At 63.6% G+C, this 21,665-nt stretch carries 22 protein-coding genes and 1 tRNA gene; 11 read left to right on the forward strand and 12 right to left on the reverse strand.

Annotated elements, in window-relative coordinates; all coding sequences use genetic code 11:
- Nucleotides 1-39: 39 nt before the first annotated feature.
- Entirely contained in the window at nt 40-1,239 is a 1,200-nt protein-coding gene (locus AC1RRT_RS20335; RefSeq protein ID WP_493015808.1) for a substrate-binding domain-containing protein, read from the reverse strand.
- Nucleotides 1,240-1,448: 209 nt separating this feature from the next.
- Between AC1RRT_RS20335 and AC1RRT_RS20340 the strand changes: the two genes are divergently transcribed.
- Both AC1RRT_RS20340 and AC1RRT_RS20345 read left to right on the forward strand, forming a co-directional pair.
- Complete coding sequence (locus tag AC1RRT_RS20340) at nt 1,449-2,081, forward strand: TetR/AcrR family transcriptional regulator (RefSeq protein WP_493015809.1); 633 nt, start codon at nt 1,449-1,451, stop codon at nt 2,079-2,081.
- 138 nt (nt 2,082-2,219) lie between these two features.
- A complete protein-coding gene (locus tag AC1RRT_RS20345; protein ID WP_493015810.1) occupies nt 2,220-2,837 on the forward strand; it encodes a ferric reductase-like transmembrane domain-containing protein in 618 nt (205 codons plus the stop codon).
- An 8-nt stretch (nt 2,838-2,845) separates the two neighbouring features.
- Here AC1RRT_RS20345 and AC1RRT_RS20350 read toward each other — a convergent pair whose 3' ends face one another.
- From AC1RRT_RS20350 to AC1RRT_RS20395, 10 genes are all read right to left on the reverse strand, one after another.
- Nucleotides 2,846-4,351 (reverse strand): tripartite tricarboxylate transporter permease, encoded by a 1,506-nt coding sequence (locus AC1RRT_RS20350; protein WP_493015811.1) that lies wholly within the window; start codon nt 4,349-4,351, stop codon nt 2,846-2,848.
- Between the two features lie 10 nt (nt 4,352-4,361).
- Nucleotides 4,362-4,832, reverse strand: coding sequence for a tripartite tricarboxylate transporter TctB family protein (locus AC1RRT_RS20355; protein ID WP_493015812.1), 471 nt, complete (start codon nt 4,830-4,832; stop codon nt 4,362-4,364).
- An 84-nt stretch (nt 4,833-4,916) separates the two neighbouring features.
- Complete coding sequence (locus AC1RRT_RS20360; protein ID WP_493015813.1) at nt 4,917-5,888, reverse strand: tripartite tricarboxylate transporter substrate binding protein; 972 nt, start codon at nt 5,886-5,888, stop codon at nt 4,917-4,919.
- A 194-nt stretch (nt 5,889-6,082) separates the two neighbouring features.
- Nucleotides 6,083-6,817 carry a Crp/Fnr family transcriptional regulator gene (locus AC1RRT_RS20365; protein ID WP_493015814.1) on the reverse strand — a complete coding sequence of 245 codons (735 nt, stop codon included), beginning with the start codon at nt 6,815-6,817 and terminating at the stop codon, nt 6,083-6,085.
- 32 nt (nt 6,818-6,849) lie between these two features.
- The gene (locus AC1RRT_RS20370) at nt 6,850-7,986 is read right to left on the reverse strand and encodes a DNA polymerase III subunit delta' (RefSeq protein WP_493015815.1); all 1,137 of its coding nucleotides are present in this window, start codon (nt 7,984-7,986) and stop codon (nt 6,850-6,852) included.
- Nucleotides 7,983-8,636: a dTMP kinase gene (gene tmk, locus AC1RRT_RS20375; RefSeq protein ID WP_493015816.1), complete on the reverse strand. Its 654-nt coding sequence runs from the start codon at nt 8,634-8,636 to the stop codon at nt 7,983-7,985. Before tmk ends, AC1RRT_RS20370 begins: the two co-directional genes overlap by 4 nt.
- The gene (locus AC1RRT_RS20380) at nt 8,633-9,820 is read right to left on the reverse strand and encodes a D-alanyl-D-alanine carboxypeptidase family protein (RefSeq protein WP_493015817.1); all 1,188 of its coding nucleotides are present in this window, start codon (nt 9,818-9,820) and stop codon (nt 8,633-8,635) included. Before AC1RRT_RS20380 ends, tmk begins: the two co-directional genes overlap by 4 nt.
- Nucleotides 9,798-10,805 carry a septal ring lytic transglycosylase RlpA family protein gene (locus tag AC1RRT_RS20385; protein WP_493015818.1) on the reverse strand — a complete coding sequence of 336 codons (1,008 nt, stop codon included), beginning with the start codon at nt 10,803-10,805 and terminating at the stop codon, nt 9,798-9,800. Before AC1RRT_RS20385 ends, AC1RRT_RS20380 begins: the two co-directional genes overlap by 23 nt.
- Nucleotides 10,806-10,908: 103 nt before the next feature.
- Nucleotides 10,909-12,069, reverse strand: coding sequence for a lytic murein transglycosylase (locus AC1RRT_RS20390; RefSeq protein WP_493015819.1), 1,161 nt, complete (start codon nt 12,067-12,069; stop codon nt 10,909-10,911).
- An 84-nt stretch (nt 12,070-12,153) separates the two neighbouring features.
- On the reverse strand, nt 12,154-12,951 hold the full coding sequence (locus AC1RRT_RS20395; protein WP_493015820.1) for a YdcF family protein: 798 nt from the start codon (nt 12,949-12,951) through the stop codon (nt 12,154-12,156).
- Between the two features lie 95 nt (nt 12,952-13,046).
- On the opposite strand from AC1RRT_RS20395, the gene AC1RRT_RS20400 reads away from it, so the two are divergent.
- From AC1RRT_RS20400 to AC1RRT_RS20440, 9 genes are all read left to right on the forward strand, one after another.
- Nucleotides 13,047-14,351, forward strand: a complete 1,305-nt coding sequence (locus AC1RRT_RS20400; RefSeq protein ID WP_493015821.1) for an MmgE/PrpD family protein — start codon at nt 13,047-13,049, stop codon at nt 14,349-14,351.
- 7 nt (nt 14,352-14,358) lie between these two features.
- Nucleotides 14,359-14,853, forward strand: a complete 495-nt coding sequence (locus AC1RRT_RS20405; RefSeq protein WP_493015822.1) for a hypothetical protein — start codon at nt 14,359-14,361, stop codon at nt 14,851-14,853.
- Between the two features lie 205 nt (nt 14,854-15,058).
- Nucleotides 15,059-15,601, forward strand: coding sequence for a response regulator (locus AC1RRT_RS20410; protein ID WP_493015823.1), 543 nt, complete (start codon nt 15,059-15,061; stop codon nt 15,599-15,601).
- A 10-nt stretch (nt 15,602-15,611) separates the two neighbouring features.
- The gene (locus AC1RRT_RS20415; protein ID WP_493015824.1) at nt 15,612-16,409 is read left to right on the forward strand and encodes an MBL fold metallo-hydrolase; all 798 of its coding nucleotides are present in this window, start codon (nt 15,612-15,614) and stop codon (nt 16,407-16,409) included.
- Between the two features lie 158 nt (nt 16,410-16,567).
- Complete coding sequence (locus AC1RRT_RS20420) at nt 16,568-18,268, forward strand: sensor histidine kinase (RefSeq protein WP_493015825.1); 1,701 nt, start codon at nt 16,568-16,570, stop codon at nt 18,266-18,268.
- Nucleotides 18,268-18,555, forward strand: coding sequence for a hypothetical protein (locus AC1RRT_RS20425; protein ID WP_493015826.1), 288 nt, complete (start codon nt 18,268-18,270; stop codon nt 18,553-18,555). Before AC1RRT_RS20420 ends, AC1RRT_RS20425 begins: the two co-directional genes overlap by 1 nt.
- A 361-nt stretch (nt 18,556-18,916) precedes the next feature.
- Nucleotides 18,917-20,056 (forward strand): helix-turn-helix transcriptional regulator, encoded by a 1,140-nt coding sequence (locus AC1RRT_RS20430; protein WP_493015827.1) that lies wholly within the window; start codon nt 18,917-18,919, stop codon nt 20,054-20,056.
- Nucleotides 20,057-20,081: 25 nt separating this feature from the next.
- Entirely contained in the window at nt 20,082-20,606 is a 525-nt protein-coding gene (locus tag AC1RRT_RS20435; protein WP_493015828.1) for a globin family protein, read from the forward strand.
- A gap of 34 nt (nt 20,607-20,640) precedes the next feature.
- Nucleotides 20,641-20,730, forward strand: a tRNA-Ser gene (locus AC1RRT_RS20440).
- Nucleotides 20,731-20,792: 62 nt separating this feature from the next.
- Here the strand turns inward: AC1RRT_RS20440 and AC1RRT_RS20445 are convergent.
- Nucleotides 20,793-21,662 carry a hypothetical protein gene (locus AC1RRT_RS20445; protein WP_493015829.1) on the reverse strand — a complete coding sequence of 290 codons (870 nt, stop codon included), beginning with the start codon at nt 21,660-21,662 and terminating at the stop codon, nt 20,793-20,795.
- Nucleotides 21,663-21,665 lie beyond the last annotated feature (3 nt).

Consider the following 21,665-nt stretch of genomic DNA (forward strand, 5'->3'; position numbering starts at 1 on the left):
AAACCGGCCGGAGCAGTCCCCTGCCCCGGCCGTTGTGACTTAACGCTTGTTGCGGATCGGCAGCGGCATGGCCGATTCCTGGATGGTCTGCACCAATTCCAGAAGATCGTTGTCGTCCTTGCCGTCCTTCTTGACCTTGAAGTGATACATCTGCTGCATCGCCTGATGGTCTTCCTTGCGGAAGATCATGGTGCCCTTCGGGGTATCGAAGGCCATGCCTTCCATGGCGGCGATCAGCTTCTCGGTGTTGGAGCCGCCCGCCTTCTGGATCGCGGTGAGCGCCGCGGAGGCAGCCGCGAAGCCGCCGGCGGTGAAGAAGTCCGGCGGATTGCCGTTGTTACGCTTCTTGTGCTCGGCCACGAACCAATCGTTCACCGGGTTCTTCGGGAAGTCATGGTAATAATAAACAGCGCCTTCCATGCCCGGATAGGGCTTGTAGCCCTTCATCACCGGCAGGATGTTGCCGCCCGGTGCGATCTCGATATTGAAACGCTCCGGCTTCAGGTCGGCGATCTTGGGCAACGGGTGCGGGCCGGCCCAGATGACGGCGATGATGCGCTTGCCCGGCTTGTCCTTCAACGCGTCAAACATGCGCTGGGCCGAGGCGGTGAAGTCGGTCGCCTGCTGCGGGGCATATTCCTCGAACACGATCTTGACGTTCGGACGGATCTGCGCGAGCGCATCCTTCATCGCCTTCACGCCGTCACGACCGAACGCGTAGTCCTGCGCCAGCGTGGCAACACTCACCTCGCCGCTCGCCGGGAAGGAGGCAGCGCCGGCAATCGCATCCTGCGAGGAGTTGCGGCCGGTGCGGAAGATATAGCGGTTCCACTTCTCGCCGGTGATCGCATCGGCCACGGCGGGCTCGACGATCAGGATCTTCTTGTGCTCCTCGGCGACCGGCAGCATGGCCAGCGCGCCGCCCGAACCGGTGGTGCCGACTGCGATGTCGACGTTGTCGTCGGCATAGGCCTGCTCCAGCAGCGACTTGGCCAGATCGGGCTTGAGTTGGTCATCCTTGGTGATCACCTGAATCTTGCGACCCTGCCAGGTCATGGTGCCCTTGGTGATGTATTCCAGGCCCATCATGAAGCCGGTCTCGGTCTGCTTGGCGTAAGCCTCCAGCGGGCCGGTCTTGCTGGTGATCAGGGCAATCTTCAGGTCGGCGGCCTGCGCCGACAGCGCCAGACTGGCCGTCAGGACAGCGGCCAGACCGGCCGTCTTGGTGATGCGCTGCATGTTTCCTCTCCCTTGAAACAGTATGGATGAGCCTGCGGCGGCCCGGGTGGTCCCAGTGGGGTCCCCAGTGCCGGGCCGCACCCACCCGGGCGGCCCAAACATGACAGTTGATTCATGTTTCATGTATTCGTACTCTCAGGCCACCCGCCCGTCAAGGCGGTTCGCAGCCGGCAGAAGCCGGCCGCCTCCCGGAGATGACACCAGCGCCCATGGCGACCGCGACCCAGAAGAAACGCGCCCTGCCCCGGCCTAAGACCGGACGCGGCGAGCAGACCCGCCAGAAGATCCTCGACGCCGCCAAGCGCGAGATCGGCCGACACGGCTTTGCCGAAACCTCGATCGCCGCCATCACCACCGAGGCCGGCGTCGCCCAAGGCACCTTCTACATCTACTTCCGCACCAAGGAAGACGTGTTGCGCGAGCTGGTGCTGCATATGGGCCGCAGCCTGCGTCACCAGCTGACCGAGGCGATCGCCGGGGCGCGCAACCGCATGGAGGCTGAACGGCTGGGCCTGATTGCCTTCCTGGAATTCGTGCGACGCAACCCTGACCTCTACCAGGTGGTCGACGTATCGCAGTTCGTCGATCCGAAGATCTACCGCCAGTACTATCTCGATTTCGTCGCCGGCTATTGCGAGGTGCTGGACGAAGCCGAGCAGCGCAACGAGATCGCGCCCGGCGGCGGCCGGCAGGCCACCGAAATCCGCGCCTGGATGCTGATGGGCATGGCCGATTTCCTCGGCAAGCGCTACGGCCTGTGGGACACCAAGACACCACTTGGTCCCGTCGTCGATGACGCCATGGCGATGATCGCCAATGGTATCGCCATCAAGCCGCGCTGACCGCACAGCACTGCATCGTACCCTGAGTGTTGCCAGGTTTCACGTGGCCGTGACCGGAAGCCGGTTGTAACGGCCGTCACTTGTCGCCCCCGCCATTGCCTGAGAAGGATGGCGCATGGCTTTGCAGGGAGAGCTTCCATGAAACCGTATCTCAACGGCTGGCGACTGACCGGGCTGATATCCGCCCTGCTCACCATTATGGTTCTGCTCATTGTCGGGAGCGGTGATTACTCCACCGACAGCATCCGCCTGGCGATCCGGGTCACGGCCCGCACCTCGCTGGTGCTGTTCCTGCCGGTCTTCATGGCCTCGGCGCTGGTGAAATTCTGGCCCGGCGAGCTTACCCGCTGGCTGCTGCGCAACCGGCGCTATCTCGGTGTCAGCTTCGCCGCCTCGCATGGCCTGCACGCCATCGTCATCATCGCCTTCGCCATCCGCGATCCGGAACTGTTCGGCCAGATGACCACCATGGGCTCGATCATCAGCGGCAGTTCGGCCTATCTGTTCATTGTCCTGATGGCGGCCACGTCGTTCGACGGCGCGGTGCGGGCACTGGGTGCACGCAACTGGCGCATCCTGCACTGGATCGGCGCTTGGTATATCGCGCTGTCGTTCATCTTCACCAACCTCAAGCGCACGCCGGACATGCCGCTTTACTGGCTGCCGATCGCGCTGGTCGTGTTGGCGATCATCCTCCGGCTGGCCGGCTGGTGGCGCGGCCGCCGCGCCATGCGGGTGGCGACCGCTTCGGCCTGATCTAAACGTCAGTGAGCTGGTCTGGCGCGCATCTGCCGGACCAGCCAGCTGCCCAGCGGCCAGAACAGGATGATGAAGGTGGCGACGCCAAGTCCCGCCGAGATCGGCCGCTCGAAGAAGACCAGCGGATTGCCATTCGCCTTGATCATCGAGGTGACAAAGGTCTCTTCCAGCATGGTGCCCAGTACCACGCCCAGGATGGCCGGCGCGACCGCGAAGCCGTTCTCCTCCATCACATAGGCGAGCACGCCGAAGACCAGGATCAGCAGCACGCCGAACACCGTGTTGTTGATGGCGAACGAGCCGACAATGCAGAACAGCATGATCACCGGCATCAGGATGTTGCGCGGCACGCGCAGGATGTTGGTCGCCAGCCGGATGGTAAGCCAGCCCAGCGGCACCATGATGATATTGGCCAGGATGAATACCAGGAAGATCGCATAGATATTTTCCGGGTTGTTCAGGAACAGCGTCGGGCCGGGATTGAGGCCCTTCAGGTAGAGCACGCCGATGCCGATGGCTGTGATCGAGTCGCCTGGAATGCCGAAGACCAGCGCTGGAATCCAGGCGCCCGCCAGCGAGCTATTGTTGGCCGCGCCGGACTCGACGATGCCTTCCACATGGCCAGTGCCGAATTTCTCGGGTTCCTTGGAGAACTTCTTGCTCATGGCATAGGACATCCACGACGCCATGTCTGCGCCCGAACCCGGCTGGATGCCGATGATGGTGCCCAGAATGCTGCCACGCAGTAACGCGCCCGGATATTTCACCAGCAGGTCCCACATGCCGGTAAACACGTTACCCAGCCGCGTCACGGCAATGCGCATCGGCGGGTCCATGTTGACGACAAAGCGCAGGATTTCCGAGACGGCAAACATGCCAACCATCATCGGAATCAGGCTGACGCCACCCATCAGTTCGGTATTGCCGAAGGTGAAACGCGGATAGCCGCCGGGATTGTCGAGGCCGACACAGGCGATCAGCAAACCCAGAATCAGCGAAATACAGGCCTTGAGGATGCTGGCACTGCCGATGAAGACCGCGCCGGCCAGCCCGAGCAATACCAGCCAGAAATACTCGAAGGAGGAAAACTTCAGCGCGATTTCGGCCAGCGCCGGTGCGGATGTGACCAGCACCGCCGTGCCGAACAGGCCGCCAATGGCCGAGAAGATCAGACCGGCGCCCAGCGCGACTTCGGCCTGCCCTTTCAGGGTCATCTTGTAGGCTTCGTCGGTATAGGCGGCCGAGGCCGGCGTGCCCGGAATGCGCAGCAGCGCGCCGGGGATGTCACCGGAGAAAATCGCCATCGCCGTCGCCGTGACAATGGCGGCAACAGCGGGCACCGGCGGCATGAAGAAGGTGATCGGCACCAGCAGCGCCGTCGCCATGGTCGCCGTCAGGCCGGGAATGCAGCCGACAAACATCCCGAACATGGCCGAGCAGAGGATGACCACTATGACATAGGGGTCAAACACAAGCTGGAAGGCGACAGAGATATGATGAAACAGATCCATGATGCGGCCCCTACCAGCTCAAACCCAGCAGCAGCCCCCAAGGCAGCGGCACACGCAGGAATTTGTAGAAGATCGTGTGGATCAGCAGCGTCATCCCGGCGGCGACCGGCAGGATCAGCAGCAGCGACACCCGCAGGCTGTAGAACAGCACGCTTAGAATAAGAATACCGGTGATGATGAAGCCGAGCGTATCGGAGAAGAAAACGTAGAACAGCAGGGTCCCGATGATCAGCAGGAAGTTGGCGACATGATGCGGCGAGCGCACCCAGGCGCCGAGCACGATCAGCGGCTGGCGTTCGGCGCGGATGCCGCGCCAGACCAGCGCCAGCGAACAGCCCAGCAGCAGAACGGCGAGTAGTCCGGGGAAAGCCGAGGGGCCGATATTCTGCCCGGGAATGGGGGGATACTGGCTGACGGTGACAAGGATCAGAACGGACAGCAATGCCAGAACCGCACCGCTGAGGGCATCATGGATACGCATGGGCTGGACCTGCCTGAAAAAGACCTGTCTGAAATAGAAACGCCGGCGCGGCCAGAGCAAGCCGCGCCGGCAGAGACACTGCGCTTACTTGGCGATGCCGACGGCTTTCATGATCGTGCCCATATCGGCATCCGACTTGGCCATGAACTTGGCGTAGTCCTCCGGACCGGCCCAGACGATGCCGAAGCCGCGCTGTGCCATGAAGTCCTGATAGTCCTTGCTGTCATAGACCTTCTTCACCGTCGCCAGCAGCTTGTCGGCCGCGTCCTTCGGGATGTTCTTCGGCGCCGCGATGCCGCGCCAGGCCGCCATGGTCCAATCGCTGCCGGTTTCCGACTTCAGCGTCGGCACGTTGGGGAACAGCGCCGAAGGCTTGGCATCCATGATGGCGAGGCTCTTCACCTTGCCAGCCTCGATCAGCGCGCGCGCCTCGGGCAGCGATACCGGCGCGATCTGCACGCCGCCAGCGATCATGTCCTGCAGGCCCGGCGCCGCGCCATTGCTGGGCACCCAGCCGACGGAGGCCGGATCGATGCCCTGGTCGCGCAGCAGCCCGGCGATGGCCAGATGCCAGATGCCGCCCTGCCCGGTGCCCGAGGCCTTGAACTTGCCCGGGCTGGCCTTCACGGCGGCCAGCAGCTCCTTGACGTTTTTGTAGGGCGCATCGGCAGCGACCTGCACGCCGGCCGGATCGGCATTCACCAGCGCGATCGGCGTATAGGATGACGGCGTCAGTTCAGTGAGGCCCTGCCAATGCATCATCGCGATCTCGACCGTGATGAGGCCGATGGTGTAGCCATCGGCCGGCGCCTGTGCGATGGCGGCATGACCGACCACGCCGCTGCCGCCGGTGCGGTTGACGACGTTCACCGGCTGGCCGAGTTCCTTTTCCATCAGGCTGGCGATGATGCGCGCGGTGGCATCGGTGCCGCCGCCGGCGCCCCAGGGCACGATCATGGTGATGGGACGGTCCGGGAATGCAGCCTGCGCGCCGACGGATGTCAGCAATGCCGCGCCCGCGACGAGACCCGTGACGAATGCCTTGAACCCACGCATGGGTTACCCTCCTGCTGATTGACGTTTCCTCGTTGTGCCGACGCGTCTTTAAGCCGCGCGTCTATGCACCACCCGGTTACTATCTCGCATCTGATATGTCAGAGCAATCTGCAAAACGGGCAGGCGCGGTTCGACCTCATGCGCAGACGGTGCAGCGCAACATCACTTGTATCGACAGGTGACAGGTGGAGGGTTTACGCCAGCCCGTGGCTGTTTTGGCGCACATCCAGCCGCTGGATCGCCTGCTCCAGCGCGCCGCGGTCGGTCAGGTAGTAAGTCTTGTCCTTGCGCGTGACCTGGCCGCCATGCAGCAGGTTGGCCAGCACGCGCGCCACCGTCTCGCGTGTGGTAGCGGCGCGGCGGGCGATCTCATGCTGCTTGGGCATCGGATAGATCATCCAGCCATCGGCATTCAGCGGGTCCTGGCGCGCCAGCTTCAGCAGCTCGCGATAGACGCGCTGGATGGCACCCAGTGTCGCCAGATCCATGATGCGTTCATTGTTGGCGCGGATGATGCTGGTCAGGCGACGCATCACCTTGAGGCCGACGGCGGGCTCGCGCGCCACCAGTGCCTCAAAGGCCTTGGGCGGCATCGCGGCCAGACGACAGGTGGTCTGCGCCACCACGCTGGCCGAACGGCGCTCACCGTCGATGGCGGCGATCTCGCCGAAATAACTGCCGGCCGAAACCAGCGCATAGGAAATCTCGCGGCCGTTGCCGGAGAAGTTCACCACCTCGACCGTGCCCTCGACGACGAAATAGACATCGCGGCTGTCGCTGTTGCGATCCAGAATCTGTTCATGGGCGGCGAAACGGCGCCACTGGCAGGCGCGCTCGACTTCGGCGCGCGCAGCCGGACTCAGATCGGACAGCAGTTCGATCTTCTCCAGACTATCGGGTGCGCTGGCGCCAACGGCGGCCTTGGCCATGAAATCCCCCTGCCCCTGAACGGTAAGCAAAATCAACGAGCGGCTGCAGACCGCGCCAGTGCTGCAAACAGGTTCAGCAGCATCTGCTTGCGGTCAAGATTGACCGATTCCCCGCGGTCGAGCAAGCGACCGATCTGTTCCCAGTCCTCGGCCCAGCGATCCGGCCCCTGCCACTGCGCCAGACGCTGCGCCAGGGCGGTTTCGCCGGGGAAAATCTCCGACCAGCCGGCGCCGCCGATCCGGCCTGCGGCGGCAGAGCGCACCAGGCGCGCCAGCCACCAGCGAAACAGATCGGTCATCAGCTGGAAGCCGGCCCCGCTACGGTCGCGATTCAGCGCATCGCCGAAGGCATGCAGCTTGGCAATATCGGGCTTGGGCAACTGCGCCACCATGTCGAGCAGGCCCTGCAACAGCTTCAACCCGCCCTGCCCGGCCAGCATCGCAGCACGGCCGGGCGAGCCTTCGGCCAGCACGGCGAGGCCACGGCGCTCGGCCACGTCCAGATCGGGCAGCATGCCCTCCAGCGCCGGCACCAGCGCAGTCTCGTCCAGCGCCTTCAGCGGCAGACGACGGCAGCGCGAGCGGATGGTGGGCAGCAGGCTGCCCGGCGCGTGGGTGACGAGCAGCAGCACGGCATCGGGCGGCGGCTCTTCCAGAATCTTCAGCAGCGCATTCGCCGCGTTGACGTTCATGTCGTCGGCAGCATCGACGATGCAGACGCGGTAGCCGCCTTCCGCCGCCGTCATGGCGAAGCGGTCGATCACCGCGCGCACATCCTGCACCACGATGTCGCCGCGCCAGCGGTCGCCCTTTTCGTCATAACTGCGCTCGACCGTGATCAGGTCGGCATGGCCGGCATTGGCGACGCGGCTGAACACCGGATCATCCTCGGCAATCGCCAGCGTCTCGGGCAGCACCGGCCCGTCGCCGAACAGGCTGGGGCCGCTGTCCATATTCCCGGCCGGACCATGCTTGAGCAGGAAGCGCGCGAAGCGGAAGGCCAGCGTCGCCTTGCCGATGCCGCGCGGCCCGGTGATCATCCAGGCATGCGGCAGCCGGCCGGATGCCCAGGCATCCAGCAGCGTTTTCTCTGCGGCTGCATGGCCGAACAGCGCAGCATTATGGCGCGGCCCCCAGGAGGCCGCCTGTTGTGGCTCGTAGCCGCTCATGGGGTCAGGGTAAACTGTGCGGCGACCGCCTGCCAGAGCGCGGCGGCGACAGTATCGACATCGCCGCTGGCATCCACGATGCGGCAGCGCTGCGGTTCGCGGGCAGCAATATCATGGAAAGCCTTGCGCAGCGTCTCGTGGAAAGCCGTGCCCATGCGTTCATAACGGTCTTCGGCCGTAACTTGCCCCTGCATCCGGGCTTTGGCGCGCTGCAGGCCGATCTCGACCGGCAGATCGAGCACCAGCGTCAGGTCCGGCGCGAAATCGCCCAGCACCAGCTTATGCAAGTCGGCAATCGTGTCGCGGCCGACCGACCCACCATAACCCTGATACGCCATGGTGGAATCCGCGAAACGATCCGAAATCACCCAGTCGCCGCGCGCAAGCGCCGGCTTCACGGTCTTTTCGACATGGGCGCGACGGGCGGCGTAATGCAGCAGAGTCTCGGTCATGGCGTCCCAGCGATCAGGATCGCCGGTGACCAGCAGGGTGCGAATGGCTTCAGCCCCTGGCGTGCCGCCGGGTTCGCGCGTCTGCACGACATCAATGCCGCGCTCGGCCAACTTCGTGGCCAGCCGCTTGACCTGGGTCGATTTGCCGGCGCCCTCGCCGCCTTCCAGCGTGATGAAGCGGCCGCGTTTTGCGGTCACTGCTTCTTCGCGCCCCAGAGCAGATAACTGACGGCGGCGCTGATGCGGCCGGTGAAGCCGAGCTGCTGCACATCGGCGCCGGCAACCAGCGGCACTTCCATCAGCGTGGCGTCCTTGTTGGCCACCACCAGCTTGGCCACCGGGGTGCCTTTCACGATCGGTGCCGGGATCGGATTCTCATAGGTGACCGTTACCTTGACACCGGCCTTGCTCTGGCGCGGCAGCGTCAGTGCCAGATTCTTCTCGATCACCAGCGGCACCTTCGGCGCATTACCCAGCCAGACATCGGCCTCGTCGACCGTCGCACCCGCGGTGAACAGCTTGTAATTGTCGAACTGGCTGAAGCCGAGCTCAAGCAGGCGTTCGGACTCGCGCGAGCGCTCGTTCATGCTCTTCAGGCCGTTCACCACCAGGATCAGCCGGCGCTCACCGCGCTTGGCCGACACAGTGAGGCCATAGCCGGCCGCATCGGTATGCCCGGTCTTCAGGCCATCGGCACCGACATCCTTGTAGAGCAGCGGATTGCGGTTGCCCTGGGTGATCGGCTTCTTGGTCACCTGGTCGATGCCGTAGGTGAACTCCTTCTCGGAGTAGAAGTGGTAATACTGCGGGAAGCGCGAGATCAGCTGCTTGGCCAGGATGGCCAGATCGCGCGTCGTCATCATGTGCTGCGGATCGGGCCAGCCCGAGGCGTTGCGGAAGGTGCTGTTCTTCATGCCCAGTTGGCGCGCGCGCTCGGTCGCCAGTTCGGAGAAGCGCTCTTCCGTGCCGGCAACGCCTTCGGCCAGCACGACGCAGGCATCGTTGCCCGACTGGATGATCATGCCACGCAGCAGGTCTTCCACCTTCACGCGGCCGCCGATCGGCACGAACATCTTCGAACCCTGGATGCGCCAGGCCTTTTCACTGACCGGCAGCATGTCATCCAGGCGCAGCTTGCCGGCCTGCAGCTGTTCGAACACCATGAAGGCGGTCATCAGCTTGGACATCGACGACGGCGGCATCAGCTCGTCGGCATTCTTCTCGAAGATCACCGTATCGGTGTCGTAATCGATCAGCAGCATCTGGCGCGCCACCGTATCGACCTGACCCAGCTGTGCTCTGGCCGGCAAAGTGCCGGCAGCGAAAACCACCAGCGCGGCGAAAGCCGCATGGGCAAACCTAGTCGACAACGATACGCGCATTGTTCTGTCCACTGTTGATAGCCTGTTGCAGGGCCTGGTCGGCTGCGGCCACCTGATTGAAGGGCCCGAGGCGGACGCGGAAGAATTCCTGCCGGTTCACGAATGTGGACGACACACCCGTGGGACCGATACCCGACAGCTGGGCTGCCAGCTTGTGGGCATTCTCGTGCAGCGTGAAGGCGCCGACCTGAACGTAAATCTGACCGCCGCGCGCCGGACCCTGCTCCACCTTCTGCTGGGTCAGATCGGCCACGGCAACCGTATCGCCGACCTTGGTCTGCGTGCCCTGAGGATTCTGGCTGTTGCTTTGAGCCTGCAGGATCTGCATCGGTGACGGCTGCGCCGGCGCGGTCTGCACCACATCGCCGCTGCGGCCCTTCGCGCCGGGCGGCGGCGGCAAGGCTTCGGCCTGAACACCGCCACGCGGTGCGGCAGCCGGGCGTTCGTCGCCGCCAGCGCTGCGCGAGGCAATCATGGTGCCATCACCACCAGACAGCGGTGCCGGACCGATATACTGCACACGCACCTTCGCGGTGCCCTGACGATCATAGCCCAACAGCTGCGCGCTGCGGCGCGACAGGTCGATCACGCGGCCGTTCACATAGGGACCGCGATCATTCACGCGCACCACGATGGTGCGGCCGTTTTCCATATTGGTGACGCGCACCAGCGACGGCATCGGCAGCGTCGGATGCGCGGCGGTGACTTCGTTCATGTCGAAGACCTCGCCATTGGCGGTGGTCTTGGCATGGAACTGTTCGCCGTACCACGAGCCGATGCCGGTCTCGTCGTAATTCGGATCTTCCTTCGGGTAATACCAGACGCCGGCGATCTGATAGGGATTGCCGACCTTGTAGATGCCGCCCTTGCCAACCTGGGACTGCTTGGTCTCCCCGCCGCGCGCGACCGACTTGGCGGTATGGTTGAACAGGGTGGCCTCGGCGCAGCCCGACAGTCCGAGGGCCAGAACCGCCAGGACGGCCATCCGGGCGCGCCCGGTCCGGCTAGGTCGGGAGTCCTCCCCGACCCCTTCGGAATAGCAAGGGATGGCGTGCCGACGGCGCTGCATGGTCTAGATGTTGCGTATATTAACCGTCGCCGAGGCGATCGGCAAGCAGGCTGACCGTCAAAGCGTAGTGATGGGCGCAGTTATACCGGAGGATCGACCGGTAGTTGCCGTAGACCAGGAAGGTCTGGCCGCCGGGACCATCGGGCTGCACCAGGGCGCCGGAGAGCTGGGCCTTGGGCAATTCGCCGCCATCGGCGCGGCGTACCCCCAGCCGACTCCAGTCTTCCACCGACAGGTCCCGGGTCATCTGGTCGATGGCACGGCAGCCCGAGCGGCCCTCGCGCACCAGGTCGGGCAGCTTGCGCTGCAGGTCGTTGGAGATTCGCACCTCGCGGCCCCAGGTCTGATTCGTGTTCCAGCCGTGCTTGGCGAGATAGTTGGCGATGGAGGCGAAAACGTCGTTGGTGTTGTTCCAGATGTCGCGCTTGCCGTCGCCGTCGAAGTCCTCGGCATAGGACAGGTAGCTGGTCGGCATGAACTGCGGCTGGCCCATGGCGCCGGCCCATGACCCCTTCATGGTCGGGAAATCGATATAACCGCGATCCAGCATGGTCAGCGCGGCGAACAGCTCATTGCGGAAATAGGTCGAGCGGCGGCGGTCGAAGGCCAGCGTGGCCAGTGAATGCATCAGCGGCACATCGGCCTTCACCGCGCCATAGCGGGTTTCGATGCCCCAGATCGCCAGCACGAAGCGTGGCTGCACACCGTAGCGCTGCGCCACTTGGCGCAGCACGGCCTGATGGTCGTCGCGCAGGCGCTGGCCGCGCTGCACGTTCTGCTGGGTGATGACGCGATCGCGATAAGTGGCGAAGCTGAGTTTGAATTCCGCCTGGTTGCGGTCGCGCTCGATGATACGCATGACCGGTTCGACGCCGGTGAGCGCCGTGCGCACAACATCCTGCTTGATGCCCTTCTGCAGAGCCTCGGTGCGGACTTCGGCGAGGAAAGCTTCGAACTCTGTGCGGCTGAAAGGCGTGACGGTCGCGGACTCAGCAGGCGTGGCCGGCGTCGCTGCTGCAGTGGCGGTTGTCGGGGCGGTGGTGCTTTTCTGGGCGGTCGCTTCAGGCGCCGCAGTCTGTGCCGCCGCGGAGCCTTCACGCGGCGTGCCCGACGGCCGCCAGCCACAGGCCGCGACCATCCCGAAACCGAGCAGAACCACGGCAAGCCGCCAGCTGCGCATCTGAATCCCCGAATCCGTAATTTGTAAGACCTTCAAGGCATTAACCTGCCGGGGCCGCCGCCGCCAGTGCCAAACTGTGATATTTCACGGTTTCTGTGCATCGCTCCTGCGCGCCGGCAGTAAATCGTGCGTGTACCCCATAACCCGATATCCCAGCAGCCCCAGCCATTCGCGGCTCGCCGCATCCAGCCCAGCCAGCCTGTGCAGCAGATGAAAGCCGCGCGAATCATCCTGCATCCGGAAGTCCACCGGATAGGGCAGCACGGCGGGCCAGCCGGCAGACTCAACCGTGTTGACCGCGCGCGGCATATGTCGGGCCGAGGTGACCAGCAGCCAGGCCTCCCCGGGCTGCGGCCGGATCAGGGCCACACTGTTGCGGGCATTTTCAGCGGTATTGCGCGAGGTGCGCTCATAGGTCACGCGCGCCGGATCGAGTCCCAACAGCGTGAAGGCGCGCGCCGCCACATCCGCTTCAGTCACGGTGCCGGGTGGGTGCGGGACGGCCGCGCCGCCGCTGAAGACCAGCCGCGCATCGGGATAACGGCGGGCCAGTGCGACAAAGGCCACCAGCCGGTCGGCGCGGCCGTTCAGCTCCGGCCAGTCATGCATCGCCATGATCGCCGGCTCCTCAGCGCCACCCAGCACCAAGATGCCGTCAATGCGGTCAGGCAGCGCCGGCCGGGGGAAATAGGTCTCCAGTGGCCGCAACAGCCAGTCGTTCACCGGCAGCAGGCCCACCGCCAGCACGATGGCCAGCACCCCGCTGCCGAACCACATGCCCAATCGCCGGGTGGCGCGCCACCACGATAGCGGCAGAGCCAGCAGCAGCAGGATGAACAGGATGCTGCCCGGATTGACCAAAGCGCCCAGGATTTGTGTCATCGGCGGATCACCCGCGCGCAGGACATGGGATTCTCGGTCGTGAATCGGTACATTCGGAGCAAGCCTAGCGGCAACGTCTCACCGGCAACACAGCTATGACCGCCCTCGCCCCGCTTTCCCTGACCCAGCGCCTGGCCGCCCTGATCGCCGCCAAACCGATCACGGCCGACGACTATCGCAGCGCCGCGCTGTTCACACTGGACGCCCTGGCCAATGCCCTGGCCGGCCGCAATACCGCGCCTGGCAAGATTCTGCTGGACTGGGCCGCCGCCGAACCGCTGACCACCGGTCGCGAGGCCATGCTTCTGGGTGGCCTGACACATATCCTGGAAGTCGATGACCTCCATCGCGCCTCCGTCGTGCATCCGGGCTGCGTGGTAGTGCCGGCCGCCTATGCGCTGGCCCGCCGCCGCAATACAGGCGGCCAGGTCTTTCTCGCCGCCGTGCTGCGCGGCTTCGAAGCCTGCTGCCGCGTCGGCATGGCCGTCGGTCCGGCGCATTACCGCATCTGGCATAACACCGCGACCTGCGGTCCCTTCGGGTCGGCCTATGCGGCCGGCGATCTGCTCGGCCTCGATCATGCCGCGATGACGGATGCGCTGGGCAATGCCGGCACGCAGTCGTCGGGCCTGTGGCAGTTCCTCGAGACCGGCGCGATGAGCAAGCATCTGCATGCGGGCCGCGCGGCGGAAGCCGGACTTCTGGCCGCCGATCTGGCCGCGCGCGGCTTCTCTGGACCACCGCATATCCTCGAAGGCGACAAGGGATTCTTCAAGGCCACCTGTACCGATGCGCAGCCCGAACGCCTGCTGGCCGATGCCGATGCGCCCTGGCAGCTGCGCCTCACATCCATCAAGCCCTGGCCCTGCTGCCGTCATACCCATCCAACCATCGACGCCAGCCTGGAACTGGCCTCACGCATCGGCAATCGCACGATCGAACGCGTGCATGTCGATACCTATCAGGCCGCACTCGATGTCTGCGACCGCGCGACGCCGGACAGCGAATACGCGGCGAAATTCTCGCTGCAGCATACGGCGGCCGCAGCGCTGACGGATGGACGCGTGGATTTCGGCAGCTTCGATGCGGATGCGCGCACGCGTCTTGCGCCACAGACCGCCCTTGTCAGCATCGCGGCGACATCGCCGTTCATCGACCGTTATCCGCGGGCCTGGGGGGCGCACGTGAAAGTGTTGCTCGATGACGGCACGGAGCTGAGCGCCGAGCGGCGGCATGCCTTCGGCGATCCGGAAAACCCGCTGGACGAAACTGCGATGCGCGACAAGGCCGTCATGCTGCTGCGTCATGGCGGCATTGCCGACCCTGTCAAATTCGTTGAGTCCATTCTGGCGCTGGCCGGGGATGGGCCGTTGCCTGCCCTGCCCGACCGGATGCTATAATCGTCTCATGATGCTGCGCGCCCTGATTCTCTTCTTCATTGTGCTGACGGCGCTGCCGGCCTGGTCGCAGACGCAGAACAAGCGGGGCGCGAGCAGCGGCCCCTGCTTCGGTCCGAAGGAAGCCGAGGCCGAGGCGGAAGTGCGCACCGGCATCCAGATTCGCGAGACGCTGCGCCGCTGCGCGCAGACCGACGCCGAAGGCCAGACCTACCTGAACGACTGGTATGCCTTCGACAAGGAGAATGGCGACCGGTTCAAGGCCGCCGTCGAATTGCGGCGCGCAGCCATCTCGCGCATCTATCCCAATCGCGCGCAGGCCCAGCAGTGGGAGACCGATGCCGCCGTCGCCACGATGAAGCCGCTGCAGACCAACGACAGCGTCTGCAAGAGCACCTATGACATCATCGACCGGATCAAGGCCGAGAAATGGCCGGGCTTCAAATACTACAGCCGCCTCCAGGAGCGCATCCTGGCCAACGAGATCCCGATCTGCAAACGCTGATCCGGCGCTGAACCGGGCCATCGGCCGGATTCGCCTGCATTCTGGGCATAAACATCTGCCCGAAATGACAGATTGTTGCTTTCCGGCGAGGGTGCTGCCCCGCTAATATCCCGGGAGGCTTTCTCATCCAGACAGGTCTGCCGGTGACACTCCATTTCCGACAGCTGATGCGTATGGCTTTGTGCAACATCGGGGTCGTCCTCGCATGAGACCAGAGTCGCTGCGTGCCCGCATCCTGCTGATTGAAGACCACGCCGCCACGGCGGCGACGCTGCAGAGCATCCTGCAGGCGCTAGGTTTCACCAAGATCACCCATATGGCCAACATGTCCTCGGCCATCGAGGCGCTGAAACAGAATGCTTTCGATCTGATCCTGTGCGACTTCCAGCTTGGCATCGTCAACGGGCTGATGCTGGTGCGCATGATCCGCCGGCCCGATGGCCTGGGCAATCCGAATGTCCCCATTGTGATGGTGACGGCGCATGCCGATCCGGAGCGTGTCGCCGAGGCGCGTGGATGCGGCGTGGATGACTTTCTGGTCAAGCCCGTCGACCCGGAGGTCATGGTGCGTTGCCTGTCGAGCCTGTTGGAGCGCTCGCGCCGTTTCGTGAAGTCGAAGGATTACGCCGGACCGGATCGCCGCCGCCGCAACACGACCGACCATCCCGGCCGTCGCCAGGAAGATCGCGAACCGGTCTCGCTGGTGCCGAAGAACACCCAAAAATGGATCGTGCCCCCCAAGTCCTGAGGTGACTGCCATGCTGCGCCCGGCGTTGTTCGTTGCTCTGACGAGTTTCACGACCATGATGTTGCCAGGCTTGGGATGGGCCGCCTGTCTGGGCGCCGTGTCGCAATCCCGTCCTCAGATCATGCCGGCCAGCATGCGACTGGCGGCGGCACCCGCCGGCAGCGCGCGCATCACCTTCGTCGGGCACGCCACCTTCCTGATCGAAAGCCCGCAGGGCGTGACGGCGGCCACCGACTACAACGATTACATCCGCCCCCGGGTGCGGCCCGATATCGTGACGATGAACTACGCCCATACCACGCATTATACCGACAGCCCCGAACCCGGCATTGCCCATGTGCTGCGCGGCTGGTCCTACCAGGACAAGCCCGCGCGCCATAACGTTCAGTTCAAGGACATGCGCGTGCGCAACGTGCCGACCAACATCCGCAATTTCAACGGCACAGAATATGACGGCAATTCGATTTTCATCTTCGACGTCGCCGACCTCTGCATCGCCCATCTGGGCCACCTGCATCACAAACTGACGCCGGGACATCTGGCCGATCTGGGCAAGATCGATGTGGTCTTCGTGCCGGTCGATGGCGGGCTCACGCTCAACATCTTCGACATGCAGGAGGTCATCACCCAGATCGGCGCCCCGCTGGTCATCCCGATGCATTACTTCAGTGACAGCACGCTGGAGCGTTTCCTGGCGCGACTGCGGGATTCTCACGAAATCAAACTGAATAATGATCCGGCCACGGTCGTCTCACGCGCAACATTGCCAAAAAAGCCTGTCGCGCTGGTTCTTCCCGGGCCCCACTGAGCGCAAAAACCTGCATCACCGCCTTAATCCCCCAGGATTATGGCGGAGAATCGCCCGTTCCGTGACAATTGCCTGCACTCATCTTCATTGGCAGGACATCGAGACCGAGCGCCTTGTATCAGACTTATCTGCATACACCATTAGTGACGCAGCCTTCGATGCGCTTCGGACACTCGCGTTCGTGGCGCCATTTCATCGCTTTCGCAATCCTGTCCTTCCTGCTCTGCTGCGGACTTGGCCTTGGCTATTACCTGTCGGCGCGTCATGCCTTTCAGCGCAGCGCGCAGGCCGAGCAGCAAACGGTGCTGCAGCTGATCGAGGCCTATGTCGGCGTGTATTCGATGCATCAGTCGGCCGACATGCCAGTGCCCGCAACCTTCAGTCGCTCGGCCATGCAGGCGCTGGCGGCCAGCCGCGACAACAGCGAGGCGATGCGTATCGTCTGGTCTGGCCTGCCCGACCGCTACATCACCACGCCGCCACCGGATACCGATGCCGCCCGCGAACTCGGCATGATGGCGCGCCAGACCGCGCCCAAGCCTCGCACCCGTTTCGTGCAGATCGGCGGCGCAACCCTGCTGCGCACCATCTATCCGTCGCTGGCGACGCAGGACTGTGTCACCTGTCATAACGATGTCCAGTGGCACCAGGCCGTTAGCCCCGAGCATCGCTGGCTGATCGGCGACATGATGGGCGCATTCATCATGGACGCACCGGTCGATGCTTTCATGGCCGCGCGACGCAACGAAGGCATCGGCATTGCGCTTGTCTGTTTTGTCGTCTCCGTCGGCCTGGCCTTTGTGTTCTTCCGCCAGAACCACCGCCAGATGCGCAGTGAAGCCGCGAACCGGATGTTCGTCGAGGTCGCGCAAGCCATCGAAGGCATCGGCGATGGCCTTGCCGTGTTCGATGCACGCGGCAAGATGGTCCTGGCCAACAAGGCCTATCGCCGACGCAATGGTGGCGATCCCACGATCATCTTCTCCGAACCGGTGATGAAGACCACGACGATCGAGCGTGATGATTCAGGCAGTTGGGTCAAGGTCGACGAGGCCCGCACCACCTCGGGGATGTCGGTGCTGCTGGAAACCGACATCACGGCACTCAAGCGGCGCGAGGGCGATCTGATCGCCGCGAAGATGGCGGCCGAATCCGCCGGCAAGGCGCGTTCGGATTTCCTCGCCATGATGAGCCACGAACTGCGCACGCCGCTGAACGCCATCATTGGCTTCTCCGAAATCATGGAGCGCGGCCTGCATGGTCCGATAGCAAGCCGCTATGTCGAATACGCCACCGACATCCGCAACAGCGGCCTGCATCTGTTGAGCATCATCAACGACATCCTGGACATGTCGAAGATCGAAGCCGGCAAGATGCAGGTGATGATCGAACCGATGAACCTGCGGGACGCCGTGGAGGACTGCCAGCGGCTGTTCGCCCGCCAGGCCCATGAAAAGGGCGTACTATTGCAGGTTGATATTCCCGACATTGACATCAAGGCCGACCAGCTGCGCTTCAAGCAGATCGTCATCAACCTGCTCTCGAATGCGATCAAGTTTACGCCTACCGGAGGCACGGTTTCGGTTACGGCGTTAAGTAATGAAAACCGCATCGCCCTGATGGTGCGGGATACCGGACGCGGCATCGCCAAAGCCGATATCCCCCGCATTCTGGAGCCTTTCGTGCAGATCGGCGACATGCACAAAACCGGCAGCGGCGGCACCGGCCTGGGCCTGCCCCTGACCAAGGCGCTGACCGAACTGCACGGCGGCACCTTGACGATTCTCAGTCAACTGGGTAGCGGAACTGTGGTAACAGTATCGCTTCCACACCACAGCCCCCCTCCGGAGCTCCTGTGATGACCGAATTCATGCTTATCCTCGCTTTCTTCCTGATCGGTGTTCCTGGCGGCGCCTTCATCGTTCTGCAGTTGATGGCCGCCCATAAGCGGCAGATCCTTGCAGTCGGTTGGAATTCGGGCGAGCTGCAGCGTCGCGGTCGCCGCATCGTCGATCTCGAGCAGCAGACCGTTGCCGACCGCCAGACGATGGCGGAACTGATGCTGAAGATTTCGGCCCTGCGCATGTCGGTCGAGCGCCTGGAGAAGGTGATCGGCCAGTCCAACCCTGCGGCTGCCAAGAGCTGATCCCACGCGGGCATCATTGTACCCGTTCAATTTTTGAACCGTGCGATTATCAATCCGCTTTGTTTCCACCTGAAACAAAGCCCGCGATTGTCGGCATACAATGCCGCGAAAGACGCCACGATTATTTGAAGCGTTCTAGATTACTGAACGCTGATATAATTGATGTTTACGTTGAAATAAAATTTACACGAAGTTCAGAAAAAAGACGTAGTAGGCATCGCCCAATCCGACTATACAGCCGCCCCAACACGCGTATGCCGTAAGACATATGGGTGTCGCACGCGCCGGACTGAACGGCATGACGAACTGCGATCACGCCGGCCTGCAAGCCGGTGTACGCAGGAACGCAGTGGGGGTTGTTATGGGGCACATATCGACGGATGAGCAGTCGCGACTGCTGGCGCATCTGTATTCCGGCACCATCGAATATGGTCACTGGGCCGACTTCCTGCGCATCCTGACGGAGTCCTTCGACGGTGTGAACTGCTCGCTGGCGACGGTCAATACCCGCACTGGAAAACCCATCGTGCAATACACCAGCCGCACCTTCGACCGCAGCTGGTACGATCGCTACACCGCGCATTTCGCACGCGTCAGTCCGCTGCGCCCCGTTCTGTTCAAGCGCGAGAATATCGGCCGCGCGCTGGCCTGCCACCAGGTCGTTTCGACGAGCGAGTTCGAGAACAGCGAATTCTATACCGACTATCTGTCCGACTATGACATCCGCTATCTGCTGGGTTCGGTCTTTAAGGTTGGTGAAGGCACCGCCGCCTATGTCGCCGTGCATCGCTCGCGTCGCTCCGGCGCTTTCGCGAACGAGCAGATCGCCGCGCTGCAGAACCTGCTGCCGCATCTGGCGCTGGCCTATCGAATCCGCTCGCAGTTCGTCGGCATGGGCCGCTACGAGGACATCAGCCAGCAGTATCTCGACGCCAAGAACAAGGGCCTGATCTGCCTCGATCGCCATTGCCGCATTGTTTCGATGAACCGCGAGGCCGAGCGTATTCTCGCGCTCAATGACGGCCTGTCCTACATGCAGGACCGCTTCCTGACCCAGAACCGCGAGGACGACCAGCGGCTGATACAGATGATCGCCCGCTGCAGCGAGGCCGAGATGCTGCCGCCTGACAGCCGCAACATGGCTGGCGGCACGCTGCTGCTGCGTCGCAGCGGCGGCAAGCCGCATTACAATCTCTGGGTCTTCCCGGTGATCGGCCGCAATGCGCATTTCGAAGACAACCAGATCGCCGCCGCCATCGAGATCACCGATCCGCTGGCCCGCCAGGGCGTACCGGCGCAGTCGGCGCTGGCCGGGTTCAGCCTGACCAAGGCCGAACTGCGCCTAGCCGAGGCGCTGATCGTCGGCGGCCAGCTCAAGGACATCGCCACCCGCTTCAACGTCAGCGTCAACACGCTGAAGGTCCAGCGCCGCTCGCTCTACCGCAAAATCGGCGCCACCCGTCACTTCGACCTGCTCAGCCTGGTTCGCCATGAGACCTGAGACAGCCGGCATCAAGGATACCGCCATGACCATGACCGTCACCGCCGCCCTGCACCAGGCCGACTATGCGATGCCCCAGACGCTGCTGATGCCGCAGCCGGAGGGACCGCATATCACGCTGGTCCAGATCGCGCTGGTGCGCACCACCTTCCGCATGCTGGCGCTGGAGAAGGACCGCTTCGCCGAGATGTTCTATGCCCGCCTGGTGGCGCTGGACCCTGATATCCGCCTGCGCCTGCCCAGCAGCACCATGACCGAGCAGCGTGCCCAGCTGATGCTGGTGCTGGGCAGCATCATCGACCTGCTGGACGACAGCCCGCTGCTGCAGAAGCGCCTGGCCGCGCTGGCCCGGCGCTACAGTATCTATGGGTCGGGGGATCGCAAATTCCAGACCGCCAAGGCGGCGCTGGCCTGGTCGGTCGACCGTATCCTGGACCAGCCGGCCGCCAGCAATATCCCGGCAGCCTGGACCGCCGGCTTCAACCTGGTCGAAGCCCTGCTGGGCGGCGCCCGGCCGCAGGATCGCGCTCTTCCCGCTCTTGCGGGTTGACGCCCCGGCGGGCCGGCCGTATCACCGGGCCGCCGGACAGGTGGCCGAGTGGTTTAAGGCAGCGGTCTTGAAAACCGCCGTACCTGCAAGGGTACCGTGAGTTCGAATCTCACCCTGTCCGCCAGATGGTTAGTAATTTCAATATCTTATCGTTTAAAATTTACTAAAACCATCTTTCCGACCATCCTACTGATTAAGAGCGCTATTCGCCCGAATCAGTCGCTCATCGGCCCGCTGCCAGAGCAGAACCTCAAAAGGCCGATTTAGGGACTGGGTTAGGCGCACGACAGCCATCCAGACTATGGGCGATGCATGTCGTTCAGCCGCCAGGATCATGATCGTGCGTCCTGTGACACCTTGCGTTTCTGTCGCCCTGAACTGCGTCCGGCGTTCCTCCACGATTGCCTGAATGCTCGCGGCATCCATGCCAGGTAGAAGCGCGAGAGCCGCTGGTGATGCCAGGCGGCTGTCGATACCGGTCCGGTGCGTGTAGACCGTCAGTAGCGAGGCCAGCCTGAAATAGGCCTCTCGAGTAACTCCGAGAACGCGCTGCCATTCCGAGATACTCTGAAACGGCCGGTTCGTCGGTCCGTAGGGGCGTTGCGCAGCGGCATACTCGGCAGCCTCCGCCCCATTCGCCCGCCGGGCGGTATCAGCATCACGCCAGTCCTGGGTGGCATCGACAGCAGCATCACGCTGGCGGGCAGCAGGAATCGCAGACGACATCACCTGTCGCAGCAAATCCTCGGTTCCGGCATTCAGGTCGAATTTCCCGGCCTCATCCTCGATCAGGATGCGCACCGTCGATCCATCAACGGCTATGTCGCGGGGTAAGCCATCGATCCGCAGCCCCTGTTGCTGTTGCAACAAGCCATCAATCACGGTCATCACCGCCGCTTCCAGCCGCAAGACCCGCTTCAGATTGTCCGTCTCATTGCGGGCGATGGATTGCGAAGGCCGGGTGACGGCGATCATCGCCGCCCCCAGCAGCGCAGCGCCGGCAACCACCCAGAGACTGGCCACCAGAACCGAGCCCCGGTCTCCGGCATAGGCCATCGC

The organism is Ferrovibrio sp. GW821-FHT12B10 (assembly GCF_058807515.1).

Bases quoted from the DNA above. Each gene is read 5' to 3' on its own strand.
- AC1RRT_RS20335 (WP_493015808.1), bottom strand. From the start codon at position 1,239: ATGCAGCGCATCACCAAGACGGCCGGTCTGGCCGCTGTCCTGACGGCC.
- AC1RRT_RS20340 (WP_493015809.1), top strand. From the start codon at position 1,449: ATGGCGACCGCGACCCAGAAGAAACGCGCCCTGCCCCGGCCTAAGACC.
- AC1RRT_RS20345 (WP_493015810.1), top strand. From the start codon at position 2,220: ATGAAACCGTATCTCAACGGCTGGCGACTGACCGGGCTGATATCCGCC.
- AC1RRT_RS20350 (WP_493015811.1), bottom strand. From the start codon at position 4,351: ATGGATCTGTTTCATCATATCTCTGTCGCCTTCCAGCTTGTGTTTGAC.
- AC1RRT_RS20355 (WP_493015812.1), bottom strand. From the start codon at position 4,832: ATGCGTATCCATGATGCCCTCAGCGGTGCGGTTCTGGCATTGCTGTCC.
- AC1RRT_RS20360 (WP_493015813.1), bottom strand. From the start codon at position 5,888: ATGCGTGGGTTCAAGGCATTCGTCACGGGTCTCGTCGCGGGCGCGGCA.
- AC1RRT_RS20365 (WP_493015814.1), bottom strand. From the start codon at position 6,817: ATGGCCAAGGCCGCCGTTGGCGCCAGCGCACCCGATAGTCTGGAGAAG.
- AC1RRT_RS20370 (WP_493015815.1), bottom strand. From the start codon at position 7,986: ATGAGCGGCTACGAGCCACAACAGGCGGCCTCCTGGGGGCCGCGCCAT.
- AC1RRT_RS20380 (WP_493015817.1), bottom strand. From the start codon at position 9,820: ATGCGCGTATCGTTGTCGACTAGGTTTGCCCATGCGGCTTTCGCCGCG.
- AC1RRT_RS20385 (WP_493015818.1), bottom strand. From the start codon at position 10,805: ATGGCCGTCCTGGCGGTTCTGGCCCTCGGACTGTCGGGCTGCGCCGAG.
- AC1RRT_RS20390 (WP_493015819.1), bottom strand. From the start codon at position 12,069: ATGCGCAGCTGGCGGCTTGCCGTGGTTCTGCTCGGTTTCGGGATGGTC.
- AC1RRT_RS20395 (WP_493015820.1), bottom strand. From the start codon at position 12,951: ATGACACAAATCCTGGGCGCTTTGGTCAATCCGGGCAGCATCCTGTTC.
- AC1RRT_RS20400 (WP_493015821.1), top strand. From the start codon at position 13,047: ATGACCGCCCTCGCCCCGCTTTCCCTGACCCAGCGCCTGGCCGCCCTG.
- AC1RRT_RS20405 (WP_493015822.1), top strand. From the start codon at position 14,359: ATGATGCTGCGCGCCCTGATTCTCTTCTTCATTGTGCTGACGGCGCTG.
- AC1RRT_RS20410 (WP_493015823.1), top strand. From the start codon at position 15,059: ATGAGACCAGAGTCGCTGCGTGCCCGCATCCTGCTGATTGAAGACCAC.
- AC1RRT_RS20415 (WP_493015824.1), top strand. From the start codon at position 15,612: ATGCTGCGCCCGGCGTTGTTCGTTGCTCTGACGAGTTTCACGACCATG.
- AC1RRT_RS20420 (WP_493015825.1), top strand. From the start codon at position 16,568: ATGCGCTTCGGACACTCGCGTTCGTGGCGCCATTTCATCGCTTTCGCA.
- AC1RRT_RS20425 (WP_493015826.1), top strand. From the start codon at position 18,268: ATGACCGAATTCATGCTTATCCTCGCTTTCTTCCTGATCGGTGTTCCT.
- AC1RRT_RS20430 (WP_493015827.1), top strand. From the start codon at position 18,917: ATGGGGCACATATCGACGGATGAGCAGTCGCGACTGCTGGCGCATCTG.
- AC1RRT_RS20435 (WP_493015828.1), top strand. From the start codon at position 20,082: ATGACCATGACCGTCACCGCCGCCCTGCACCAGGCCGACTATGCGATG.
- AC1RRT_RS20445 (WP_493015829.1), bottom strand. From the start codon at position 21,662: ATGGCCTATGCCGGAGACCGGGGCTCGGTTCTGGTGGCCAGTCTCTGG.